Source organism: Halogeometricum pallidum JCM 14848 (assembly GCF_000337095.1).
Classification (GTDB): Archaea; Halobacteriota; Halobacteria; order Halobacteriales; family Haloferacaceae; genus Halogeometricum; species Halogeometricum pallidum.
Window position 1 is genome coordinate 87474 of sequence record NZ_AOIV01000035.1, and the last position, 12681, is coordinate 100154.

A 12681-nucleotide genomic window follows, 5' to 3' on the forward strand; every position below is an offset into this window, starting at 1 on the left:
TTTTTTAGATTACTTACCAGAGGACAGTGACAACTTAATGGCCGCATTTATCGAGGCTCTGCTGAAGGAACGGCTCTGGTACTGGTTAGAGACTCAGAAAGAGATGGAGGTTGAGGGTGAGGTGAATCTTGGAACCGGACGAATCGATCTGATTGCAAAGACGCCAGACGACGAGATCTGGGGGATTGAGTTGAAAAGCAAATCTGGAGTCGGTTTTGGATCCACTCTTTATGACCAGAGCCATCGGTACATGGAGAGTGGTGCTCTGGATCGGATTTTCTTCGCATCCCATGCCGTTGATGGTCTCCAGAATGTTCTCAATGGGTCGAACAAACCAGACATCGGCATTTTAAATCAGACCAGTCAGAAGCTGTGTGCTGGTATCGCTGCTGGAGAGTATACACGGGAAACCGTCGATCATGCGATTGAACAGACGCTCCCGGAGGAGTTTCTGAATCGTCGCACTTCGGCGGCCGCTACTATTCGGAAGTATATCTCCTCCAAACTTGATGGGCCAGTGGCGGACTCAAAATCCTCAATTCCGTTGACACAGGCTATGACCGAGCTTCAACGAGCCCGCTGCCCCACGGAGATGGGAATTATCCATATCCCGCTCAATCTCAGAGAGAGTGTCCTCTACGACATTGAGAAAAATATCGATCCAGACCAAGCCTATGAACCCCATATTTTGCGCGATGCTGAGTTCCTCTCTCGCGAGACCGACCCCGTGTTCGCGCGACGTGAAGAACCGTGGGTACGTCATTGTATCTGGCGAGAGTATGGGGGTCTTCCCGAGGCATATCTCCCTAATGTACGGGAGTCGGACCAGGCGTTCCGCCCGATAGATCTCCTCGCATTCTCAGAAAGCCCAGACCCAACAGATGCTGTCGAGGCCCCAGATCTCAACGAGGTCGTTGGTGTTGAAGCAAAGGGTGAATCATCCTTTGGTGGGGACCGAATGATCCGGCAGCTCTCTGAATTTCTCCAGACAAAGACCCTATCTCGGCTCTATCTTGCAGTTCCTCAATCCCTCGAAGAGGAGAGTCTAAACGTTCTATCTCTGCACGAGGAACTGGATGAAGTAGGGATCTTGGTCGTAGATGAGGACGGGACCGTCAGCCTTGCTCGGCGAGCGACGAATATGATCCCTCAGCACGATGGTTACATGAATAGATACAGGCCCAGAAAACTCGGATATGGGGATATCGCCCTCGAACGAGGAAAGGATGTCATCTCTCCCTTTATTACTGAAGAAGAAGCAGAACGTTTGAAGAACTCAGATGCAGCCGAGTATGCACAGGATCTCCTGACCGACAATTCAGAATTAGCGGATACAACTGGCTGGATCTCTGCATCCTTTTCAAACTCACTCCGGCCGCCAGAGTCTGAGTTTAAACAAGGGAAGACAGCTCGATCGTATCTCCTCAAAGGGCGGTCTGCCGATCCCTATCATGATGGCATGGACCCGTTCGAAAACCCATCAGAGATGAAACAAGGCTATGTTCGCCTCACTATCACCGATTTCGAAGCGGATGGAGACTTTGCTCTCAAGCTTCACTTTGGACGCGGGTCGTGGGAGGGAGGTTACATCTGGTTAGCTGGTGACGAGGTTAAACAACTGAAGGCTGTGCTGGTATCGCTTGAGACAATTTCTGGCGGCGAGGTCCCTGGTCAGGGGAAAGTCCTCGATCTAGAGACCTACCCGTTCGACCGTGCCGAGAACGAGCCTCACCGGGTATCCGGCAGCTCTGGCGAAGAAGAACCATTAATACTGCAGATTACTTCTTCGAACGAAGACAACGTGTTCGCAAAAATGCGCCTCGGAGAAGGTGATGCCGAAGGGGTTGATATTGAACTCACCAAACCGCAATGGCTTGACCTTATTGCCACAATCGACATACTACAAACCGGCAACCACCGCGAACTACCGGGTGAATATAGTTCGTATCCCCGTATCGGCCCTAGTGGGGAAGATACCTGGAGCCTTGGGACAGACATAGAGAAACAGAACAACCCTGATCCTCTTCCAGAGACGTAGCTGTCCTCTGTAACTACTAGGGGTCCCCTTTTGCGACGTAGACTTAATCAGGCTAGCGCTCACTTTTCAGCGGTTCTTGGGCTTCGATTTTCTGACGAGAAAGTAACTAATAGATTATCAATTTACAGCACATTTTATCGTATAGAAATCTATTCTGGATGGCATGAACGCGAAAAACGGGAAAGTTTGACCTACATGTGGTGGATGTTCTCGAGGCTGGGGAGACTGCTGACGGGGCCCGCGAACTCATTGCTAACGTCCTCGACGAACACGCACTCACCCGACCCATAAGAGCCTGATATCTACCAAGATTATGAAGACCGGTGCCACATTCGCGATTACGGTCGAGGATTCCGTCCACCGGCATGGAATCAACGTGGTGGTTCACTCGAAGCACAACACGTTCTGAACCGAGGAAGCACCAAAGGCATGGATTTGAGGATCTCTCTATCCTTCACGTCGACGTGTAACCGCCAGAGCAATCTCTTGATGGAACCGACGTCAGTCGCAACGGGATAAGTAAAGACGCGATTGACTCCGCACATGTACAGGGCAAGCATATCGGGCAAGTTCTGGGAGAGCTGTATGTCGATGGACTCGATAACGGGGACACTGCCCTTGTTCGATAGATGACCTCGAACGGTTGATTTCGCATTATGCTACAGGGGACATTGATCCCTTTTCGACCTCGACCGTCTATTCAACCGTCCTGAAGAGCTGTATAGCGGATTCACTTCTACCCGTACAGTCCTTCCGCGTCTGAATAGTGGTTGGACAGCGGCTCTGACAAGCTTAATATTAATATTAGCATTAAATGGCAGTAGTATTGCCTCTGGTGCACTAATTCAACGAACTTGATTCTTATTGAGTCTCTATGGTCAAAAGATACATCTCGTTTCATCTTTTCCCTAGAATTAAGTTATGCGGTGTGTACTTATGTTTGAGGATGAACACCAAGGACGACATTGCTCACAAGCAGCCGATAACAATCGAGGTTCAGGTCCTCAAGGAACTCGACAAGCCTAGCCCGAAGATGGCAACTCGTCTTCTCGTCGCTGACCGTGCTGGGAATCGGTTCCCCCTAGCGATCTGGAAGAACAACGCACTCTCGGATTACGACTGGACGATCGGCCAATGGTACCGACTCGAGAACGCACGCGGAAATGTCTTCAACGGGAAACAGAGTCTGAATGGCTCGTCGAATATGCGTGCGACACCCCTGGAGGCATCAGAGGAGGACGAGACGAGGGCCGACGATGTAGGGCGTGTTGACACCATTCTCGGAAACTTGTCGCCTAATCAGGCCTACCTCTCGCTCTTCCCGATCAGTCGGTCCTTCGATACCCTCTCGGTCTACGAGTACTCGATTGAAGCGGCTGAGGCCTTTGAGGATGATCCCGATACAGTCACCTACCAATGTGCTGGTCGGCTCCGTCGAATTACTGGCGCAGGCGTCGCGTATGCGGGCCCGATGCAGATCGTGTCGACCCGGAAACTCCCGGATAAACTCGCGGACCCGTTCTCGCTGAGCGAACCGACGGAGCGAGAACTGAAAGCAGCTGATGCCCGGGATCGTCATCGAATCGAGCGGCTCCTCAAATCACTCGTCAAAGCTGCAATCGACGACTCGACGTACGACCCGTACCAGATCAACCGAATTCGTGCGCGAACACCCGCGATCACTGCCGGAGATGGGCTCTTCGAGGCGTGTTACGAGTTCGCCGCACGGGTTGATGTCATGCCATCAGGTGATGCATTCGTGGGCATCGAAGTGCGCTACCACGCGCGGAGTCAGGTCACTGCTGACGTCTACGAGGACAAGACTGGCGAGTTAGTCGGAACTATCGTCGAGCACGACCCCGAGCGGTACAACGTCAGTGGGACTGGACGAGTAGTGGGATTCACCGACCACTACTTTACCGATGCTCTCGACGAACTCGGCGGCCTCTCACTTGCAGACTGGTACGCTCAGAAGGATCGCGTTCCCGAAGGCGTCCTCGAGGCGCTTCGTGAGAAAAATCCACGGCTCGTCGATATCCAGTATCAGGAAGACGAACCTGCTCAAATCCACGTGCCAGAACTGCTCCGAGTCGCACCACGCAAGGAAGTGGTCAAGGAATTGGACCCAACCTTTCATCGACGGTGGGACCGCGAGGCAAAGATGCTACCAGATAAGCGGTTCCGCCACGCTATCGAGTTCGTCGATCATCTCGGCAGCCTCCCCGACATCGATGCGACGGTTGCTCCAGAGCCTCTCGGTCCGAGTCTGTCCTACATGTCGACAGCCGTCGATCGCGAGGAGAATCTCCGATTTAAGGACGGACGAACGGCTACCACTCCGTCGAGCGGGATTCGCTCAGGGGTCTACCAACAACCCACGAGCTTCGATATCGCGTACGTCTACCCCACGGAGAGCGAACAGGAGAGTAAGCAGTTTATCTCGAACTTCGAGAACAAGCTTTCACGATGTCACTGCGAGCCAACGGCAACGCGTCATGTTCCCTACGAACTCGGCGGTGAACTCAGCTACCTTGCTGTCATCAACGAACTGGAGTCGGTAGACGCTGTCCTTGCTGTCGTCCCGCCACGGAACGACGACCGAATTGCAGCTGGGGACATCACCGACCCCTACCCTGAATTCAAGAAAGGGCTCGGAAAGCAAAAGGTCCCGTCACAGATGGTCGTGACCGAAAACCTCGACACGAGATGGGTGATGAACAACACTGCAATGGGGCTCATTGCAGGTGCTGGTGGTGTTCCATGGCGCGTCGACGAGATGCCCGGTGAAGCGGACTGTTTCATTGGCCTCGACGTCACTCGCGATCCGGAGACGGGGCAACATCTCGGTGCTAGTGCGAACGTGGTCTACGCTGATGGTACAGTCTTCGCCTCGAAGACTCAGACACTACAATCGGGAGAGACGTTCGACGAACAATCCATCATCGACGTCATCAAAGACGTCTTCCAGGAGTTTGTTCGACGCGAAGGACGGTCACCCGAGCACATCGTCATCCACCGCGACGGTCGGCTATTCGAGGACGCAGATGAGATTCAGGCACCGTTCGCAGACTCGGGCGTCTCAATCGACATCCTCGACATCCGAAAGAGCGGTGCTCCACGTATCGCCCGGTACGAGGATAACTCGTTCAAAATCGATGAAAAGGGCAGGCTGTTCATCTCCCAAGATGATACCCACGGGTTCATCGCGACCACTGGGAAACCTGAGTTCGATGACTCGGATAACCTTGGGACCCCGAAAACGCTACGCGTTGTTCGACGTGCGGGCGACACGCCGATGCTGACGCTCCTGAAGCAGGTGTACTGGCTGAGTGAAGCCCATATCGGAAGTGTCTCGCGGAGTGTTCGGCTTCCGATTACGACCTACTACGCAGACCGCTGCGCTGAGCACGCCCGAGAGGGCTATCTACTCCACGGTGAACTGATCGAGGGGGTTCCGTATCTGTAGCCACCCCTCGGCCAATGGTGAGCGGCGATCTCATCACTGAGTCCGTTTAAACCCACACAAACCCATGAACTTTAGCACACCAATCACGGTCCCACGCAGTGACGGCGACGACACGGTCGAAATCAAGATGGAGCTCGCGATGATCCGGTCGTGGCGCTCGTTCGTGAAGTACTTCGGGGAGGCACGGACCATTCGTACTGTCACCTACTCGCAGTCGCCCCAGATCATTCACGAAGTATTCAACCACGAACAGCTCGACATCGATTTCCTTGAAGTGGTTATCGGTGATTACCGCCAGAGCGAGTATCGGAAAGATCTGCAGGGAGACGTTGACCTGGCAGCACAGCTAAACCATCTACTCCAAGATGAGCAGCTCCAGCTGTTCACCCTTGATAAGCAGGTGACGCTTCATTCAAAGCTATACCTGATCGAGAATCGCGATGGTAGCCGTACACTCATCCTTGGGTCGCCCAACCTCTCGAAGCAAGCGTGGGAGGGAAACCAGACGAATATGCTGGTTGCCTTTTCAACGGATGGTACTTCGGTTATCGACACTTGGTTCGAGAAGTTCTACGAAGCGCATCGAAAGCAATGTGAGGTGTTCATGAAGGACCTCACAGAGCGACTTGATGCTGCCGAGACACCAGAGGAGCGAACGGAGGAACTACACCTCTGGGTTGACGGAACGACGCCGTCGAACAACCCCACTGGTGATCTTCACCGCCGTATCGTCGATCTTCTCGACGAAAACGACGAGCGAATCCGGCGGGTCAACGTGGCTTCTGATCCGGACGAGGCAGACGAAATCGTCGCGCTCTCAACCGATGGCTCTGGAGATGTCGATCCGACAGATGTCGGACCGAGTCAACAGATCCGACTCTCTCCACAAGGCCTCGAAGACCCGGTTAAAAGCGCCAAACCTACGCTTACGCGTCACAACGTTGTGGTGAAACCAACGGAACTCTGTGGATCGCCAGCTGGCTTCGCCCGCTATATGCGGTCGTTCAATGATGACTTCCCAATAATGTGGGTCAACGAGGATGAGCAGTCGGTCAGAATGCAGGTGGATAATACCACGCTGGAACTTACTTCTGCCCCTGACCACACCTCGGAAGTCGACGATGCACTAGCGCATCTCGAATCCTACATTGAGACGATCCAGCGCTTTGGAGACACCAAGTACTCGGAGGCCACGATGGCGCATTTCTATGAGGCACTGATATACTTTTTCTGGGCTCCATTTGCGGATCACTTCGCGAATCATTACGCTGGTACCCCCGGCGCTGAACTTGACAAGGACCTCCCCTTCCTCTACATTCATGGTGGAAACGACTCCGGCAAGGGGATGTTCATCCGGTTTGCGACTCGGCTCATCTCGAATGGGTATGTAGCAGAACCTGTGGAAGGAACGCAATTCACGAAGGACGCGATCAACCGGTGCCGAGGGTCGAATACTGTCTTCCCATTCGTCGTTGACGACGTCGATAAGGGTAATGTTGAGCGCGACATCGTCAAGACCTACTGGGAAGGGGGCTGGGATGGTTCAGTTTCGTTCCCTACGTTCATTTTCACCAGCAACCACACGAAGCCCAAGTCGGAGTTCCGTACCCGAATGAAGGTCCTCGACTTCGACGTCATGTTCGACGTTACTGGTGATCAGCGCGAGCAAGCCGCTCGGATTGCAAACGAACCGAACCGACTCTTCTCTTGGTTCTCGCACTTTATGTTCGAACAAGAGCTTTCACTTCCGGATCGGTCGGACAAGTTAGCTGTCGCTCGAGATGTCTTCAAACAGCTGTACGAGTTTGCTGGACGTGACGAACCCGACTACTTCCCGTCTGAAGGCCCTGCCGAGGACATCTATGATCATGGTCGGCGAGTGTGGCGACACGCACACGAGAGCGATCTGTTCACCCTTGAAACACGGAATGGAGTTATCCGTGCGGACTTCTCCGCTGAACTTGAGTCACAAGACGTCTGGAAGTACCAGAAGCTCGTGCCCGCAACGATTCGGGCAGAAAAGCAACGAGCACGGATAGAGTTTAGTCAACCTGAGCGGTTCTTTGAGTGGACTGGTATCAAACCCAAACGCGGGTTTTTGCAGCGTCTGGGATTCAGATAGTCTGCACGTATTCTTTTCACTATCCAACCTTTGTGCGGCTATGCAAGCATGAGATAGAACCAGTATGGAATACGTACGATCGGTGTCTCTTCAAGAACTTCCACTGGCTCTGACAAGGTCGCAGTGTCACCTGCAACAACAATACCAAGCGGAGCTTCGTAAGTCTCAATGAACTCTGCAACTGCATCTGTTGTTGGCTCCATCGAACCCGCTCGATAGCCTAGTCCGATAGGAACAGGGACACCTGCACACTCGAACACGAAATCGACCTCACCTTCCGTTCCTGGCCAGTACTCGACTGTCGGTTCAGCTGGTGGATCGTAGTCCTCGAATTCATACCCCGCGGAAAAGTTCATATTGAAACTGAGACGCATCGAGTGGTCAAAGGCTGCTACATGTGCCAGCTTCGATTCAAGCTGATAGTCGTTGAGGACCTCACTGGGTGTATGGCCGGTATAGGCATTGACGAGCGCCGTATCACGTAGGTAGAGTCGAATAGAACGTGGACGGCTGTTATCGTATTCTGGGGATGGAGTGAGAAGGAATAGCTTACTGAGGGCTTCAAAGTAGCTCTCTCGAAGTGTTCGTCGATCAACGTCGAAGAGTTCAGAAATACGGTTGTATTTGAACGGTGTTTCCAGATCTGCCGCCACGAGTGCACACAGTCGCTCTAAGTCTGCAATGTTCTTCACTGCATCTAGGCCTGGTATCTCTTGGTAGAGAGAGAGCCGTACGTCTTCGCGGCGCTGTTTGTAGGCATCTTCTGAGAGCTTTGATGCAGAATCGACTCCTTCTGCTTCGTAGCTGAGGATCCCACCAAGTGCGAGGTAGTGCGCCACCTGCGAACGAATACGACTCGCATCGGCCTCTACAGAGTCATAGAGTTCGCATAACGCCTCGAAAAATTGCACTGGGTCATTCGTCCGACAGGCGTTTGGTAATCCGGTCTCACCTCGACGAATTAGTGAGGGTCTCAGCCGTCTCTCGTCTTCTTCGAGTTTCGGGAAGACACTCTGAATATGGTCACGGAACTTTTCGGGGAAAATCGGCCAAACCGAATATCGATCGGCATCGAATCCAACTCGTTTGAGCTCTCGGTTGATCTGAACCTCTGCACTTGCAGTGAGAATCACATGCCGGTCTTCTGCTTCTTTGAGTAGCGACTTAACTTCCTCACCCCATCCTTCTAGAGACTTATTCGGATGTTCAATCCGATGCACGTCGTCTAAGATGATGTACTGTGGCGCTTCGTTCTCGAATACCTGGCTCAGAATACGTCCCTCGTAATAGTTGACTGCACGTCGTAGCTGGTCATTTGACTGGAGCTGGTATAGCGGGTTTGCGTCGAAAGGAATGTAGAGTACGTTTTGAGGCGGGATCTCGTCTTCTTTGATCCGCTGGCGGATAAACTGATTAATGAGTACGGTTTTCCCGACTCCTCTTTGTCCAACTAACGCATACACATCGTATTTATCGGGTTCTGGTTTGGATCCGTAAGGTGATGCAAATCGATAAAAGTCACTTTTCTTCTGCGTTGGAATGGTTAATTCGTCAAGTGCGCTCACACCGTTTCTCCACCAGGGGTTGTGACGATGGAGGTTAGATAGAAGCGAGTTGTCGATTGTGTCTTTTGTCATTTCTCTATCTTTGACCTCGTGATGATACTCGTTTTGCTAATTCACTTGTTTGGCGGACCTTCCAGCGCTTATTAGACAATTTAACGTAGATAATCAGGTTAGCATTATTAGTCTTTCTAAAACACAGTCCCGGACGCTCAGATCGCTAACTTAATATTAAAATTAACCTTAGACCTTGGGGTCGTTCTGGTTCACCATCCTATATCAGGCTTAGAACTCGATGGTCGATGGAATTTGAAGAGAGTATAGGAGTTCTATATCGTAGGCTAGTCCTCTAAATCAGCGATTGCTGTCACAGGTGCCCGCTACTGCTATCAGGTTCACCCTCTATCTTTTTGTATGATGGAGAGATACGGTGCTGATCTGGTCTCTAACCAGACGAGAGAACACCACTTTACGGAACCTGTCGATGTCGAATCGACCAGGTTCAACACGCAACGGTATATCCACCGTATCCCTGTTAACTGGCTCACGGCAACGGACCCATCGTACAATCTCGACACCTACGAGTTCTACTTGGAGAACCGCGATGTCTTTCCGGACGCGGTCGAGAGCCATCGGGTCGAATCAATTGAATTCGAGTATGCCAAGGAATCGGTCGGCGACGGCACGGGCAAACCATTCAGAGTTAACCTCGTCGCCACTCCTGACGAGGACGGTGGGCCTGGTGGAAAAGCAGGTGAGGGATGGAAACGGTATTCTCGGACCCATTATTTACTCTGGCTGCTCAATTACGACGAGGATGTTTACGAGGTCGTCCGGATTACGCCAACAGACGAACGAGACGGTCTCCTTGTCTTCATCCAAGAAATCCTCCCACATATACCCTCCGAGTAACGGCTCCATTGCTCGCAGAGGTTTCGTTGCTAAGAATGGTTACCTCACGACATCGCTGGCAATTCAACTCTGTGAGGTAACTCGGTAATCGATTGGTCTCTGCGTGCCGAGTTCCGTTGGAAAGAGAAATTCTAGGGGTCTGAGCCTCTCAGGGCTAGTCCGAGTCCGCCGCAGTCAGCACGGACGCATCTCAGCAGCCCTCACCCAGTGTGATACGTAGACTGGCAAATCAACCCGATTCACTGCCCTTGCGCCGTGCTTTTGAGTTCAGTATTGGTGTTCAAAGCTCAACTCAGCGGACTCATAAGAGTACGATTTGACGCCGCACTCGTCACAGTGCGAGCGAAGTTTTGCTGGAGGTACGTACATCTGCCCTCCTGATTCCTCTTCGATGTGGTGGAGAAACGCGACAGCGATATCCCGGTTGTCTCCCTCATCGTTCACCTCAACGACCATTGCTAAATCCGGGTCGTCGTAATCCGGTTTGATGACGTAATCACCAGGCGTGAATGGATTCTCAGCAAGCTCTAGATTCGTGTGCTTGTACGTGTAGAGTTTGATGTCCTGATCGTCGCAGTAGGATGCGAGCTTCGCCGGATGGATCTCACGCCAGTTGCCAGGTCCCTCATCAAGCATGTTCGGGAACGCAACATTCACTGCCTCGCCGTCCATCTCCTGCCCGTACGCGGTCGTATTTTTCTCGGGCGGTAATACCTCAACAACCACCGCAACTGATGCATCATCATCCCCGCTCTTCACCACACGGTCACCTGGCGAGAACGGATTCTCAGGTTTCTGATTGAGGTGCGCCGTGTTCGGGCCCAAGTCGTGTAACTCGTTCATCGGTCGAGCAGCGAGATGAGCGAGTTTTTCCGGTTCTTCACCGGAGTATGCCTCCTGGGTCTTGACCTTCGACTTCAGCGTTTCAGTCCGCTCCCACCCGAGCAGAATGAGCGCATCCTCGTTGTCCCGATGCCAGACCATCACGATGATGTCGTCGTCCGGGTCGTTCTCTAAGATGTTCGCAGGACGGAACGCCGAGACGTCACGTGACGTCTTCACGTCGATCTCGTATCCGAACACCTCAAAATCGTATCCAGAAAAACTCTCAGGGTTACACCGACGGATCGCCTCCTCGTTCTTCCACTCCCACATCTCTACCGGCAGGTACTCCCGGCAGAACTGCTCAAATGCGAGTTCCCCGAGATTACCAATACGTTTGACGTCTCGATTTTCGGCACCTTGAATAACCGCCTGGTGATGGGCACGTTCCCTGTCCATCTCATCCGGTGTATAGAGATACATTATAGTCTGTCAGATTGGTATGTTGATATATTTTGCTCTTGGCCGACCTCTATTCTCTCCCTGAAGCGTCAAAACCTTGTACCGGTGGGCAGACATCCCTTCTGATACGTCTATCGCAGTTCTTCTTCCAAGACCGGTGTCAGTTGTTTGTGGAACTCTGCCAGCCGCCCGACCGCCCACTCTTTGAGCTCCTCGTCATCCAGCGCGTCGTCCAGCCGGCCAACCTCGCGTTTGACGTAAAGCCGCGTGTACCCGCTACTGCCATACTCCTCGGAGTAGATCTCCTCCGGCACGTCCAGTGCACTGTCTTTGATTGCCGACAGCATCGTCTCGAGCATCACCTCATTCCGTACGGAATCGTCGAACTGGAAGTTCATCACGACATGGAGTTCCTTGTCTCCGGGGTTACCCTTAAAGTGCCAGACGAACTCGACATCCGAGTGCCCAGCTGGGATCGTGAGCCAGCTATCGCTGCTGGCACTCCTACTCGTGACGCCGGGCAGTTCCTCCTTGAATCGCTCGAGTACCTCGCCGAAAAACCGACGGTACTTCTTCTGCTTCGGCGACGCCTCCCGCTCCTTGATTTCCTGTGTCTCGTCGGCACCAATGATCGTTGGCACGAACATCTCGGCGTCGTCCCGCTCGTAGTAGTCAAACTCAACGCAGTTGATCTTCAGGTCGTGGGTGTCCCGCAGCCAGCGCGTCATCCTCCGCACGTCGTCGGTAATCGTATACGCGACCAGCATAAGCTGAGGCGACTCCAACCCCTCGGTAAACTCCCGCTCGAAGTCATTGATGTCGAACTCTGAGTCCTCCTCGTGGTCGAACGCCTCATAGAGTTCCTCCAGCGACTCATAGTCAGTAAGGTCGAAAAACTCGTCCTGATCCAACCGGGCCAGCGAGGACGCGTAGTCAAAGAGTTGGGTCACGGCCGATCGCGGGGATCGGTCGCGCTTGAACTCGATCGTCGTGAGTGTCCCCCGCTTATCGCACACGAGCAGGTCTGGCTCCTTGCCCGTTGGCAGCTGGATTTTACTCCCGAGAACGACGTTCTCTCGGGTCGTCAACGTCCCCATCACCAACCTCGGATCGCTGTGGATCACTTCGTGAAGATCGCCCTCCAGATGTTCCTCGCTATACTCCACCTCTTCGAGGTACTCGATCTCGCCCTCCTCGCGGCGGAAGCCGATTAGTGACATTACTGATGGATTCGGACGGTCATTCAAAGGGTCTTCCGAGTCAAATAGACATTTGAGAGGCGGATGCAAAGGATGTT

Annotated in this window: 7 protein-coding genes; 4 read left to right on the plus strand and 3 right to left on the minus strand. The window is 52.9% G+C overall.

Annotated elements, in window-relative coordinates:
• Positions 1-37: 37 nt before the first annotated feature.
• From C474_RS13700 to C474_RS13710, 3 genes are all read left to right on the plus strand, one after another.
• Positions 38-2038, plus strand: coding sequence for a hypothetical protein (locus C474_RS13700; protein WP_008387795.1), 2001 nt, complete (start codon positions 38-40; stop codon positions 2036-2038).
• A 946-nt stretch (positions 2039-2984) separates the two neighbouring features.
• Positions 2985-5504: a Piwi domain-containing protein gene (locus C474_RS13705; RefSeq protein WP_049917000.1), complete on the plus strand. Its 2520-nt coding sequence runs from the start codon at positions 2985-2987 to the stop codon at positions 5502-5504.
• A gap of 64 nt (positions 5505-5568) precedes the next feature.
• On the plus strand, positions 5569-7626 hold the full coding sequence (locus tag C474_RS13710) for a phospholipase D family protein (protein ID WP_008387798.1): 2058 nt from the start codon (positions 5569-5571) through the stop codon (positions 7624-7626).
• Between the two features lie 38 nt (positions 7627-7664).
• Here C474_RS13710 and C474_RS21590 read toward each other — a convergent pair whose 3' ends face one another.
• The gene (locus C474_RS21590) at positions 7665-9191 is read right to left on the minus strand and encodes an ATP-binding protein (protein ID WP_160166840.1); all 1527 of its coding nucleotides are present in this window, start codon (positions 9189-9191) and stop codon (positions 7665-7667) included.
• Positions 9192-9602: 411 nt separating this feature from the next.
• On the opposite strand from C474_RS21590, the gene C474_RS13715 reads away from it, so the two are divergent.
• A complete protein-coding gene (locus C474_RS13715; protein ID WP_008387801.1) occupies positions 9603-10100 on the plus strand; it encodes a hypothetical protein in 498 nt (165 codons plus the stop codon).
• Between the two features lie 267 nt (positions 10101-10367).
• Here the strand turns inward: C474_RS13715 and C474_RS13720 are convergent, their stop codons facing one another.
• Both C474_RS13720 and C474_RS13725 read right to left on the minus strand, forming a co-directional pair.
• The gene (locus C474_RS13720) at positions 10368-11405 is read right to left on the minus strand and encodes a hypothetical protein (protein ID WP_008387803.1); all 1038 of its coding nucleotides are present in this window, start codon (positions 11403-11405) and stop codon (positions 10368-10370) included.
• A gap of 110 nt (positions 11406-11515) precedes the next feature.
• A complete protein-coding gene (locus C474_RS13725) occupies positions 11516-12604 on the minus strand; it encodes a DUF4268 domain-containing protein (RefSeq protein WP_008387805.1) in 1089 nt (362 codons plus the stop codon).
• Between the last annotated feature and the right edge of the window lie 77 nt (positions 12605-12681).

Coding starts and splice junctions, on each gene's coding strand:
- C474_RS13715 (WP_008387801.1), top strand. CDS start 9,603: ATGATGGAGAGATACGGTGCTGATCTGGTCTCTAACCAGACGAGAGAA.
- C474_RS13710 (WP_008387798.1), top strand. CDS start 5,569: ATGAACTTTAGCACACCAATCACGGTCCCACGCAGTGACGGCGACGAC.
- C474_RS13705 (WP_049917000.1), top strand. CDS start 2,985: ATGAACACCAAGGACGACATTGCTCACAAGCAGCCGATAACAATCGAG.
- C474_RS13720 (WP_008387803.1), bottom strand. CDS start 11,405: ATGTATCTCTATACACCGGATGAGATGGACAGGGAACGTGCCCATCAC.
- C474_RS13725 (WP_008387805.1), bottom strand. CDS start 12,604: ATGTCACTAATCGGCTTCCGCCGCGAGGAGGGCGAGATCGAGTACCTC.
- C474_RS13700 (WP_008387795.1), top strand. CDS start 38: ATGGCCGCATTTATCGAGGCTCTGCTGAAGGAACGGCTCTGGTACTGG.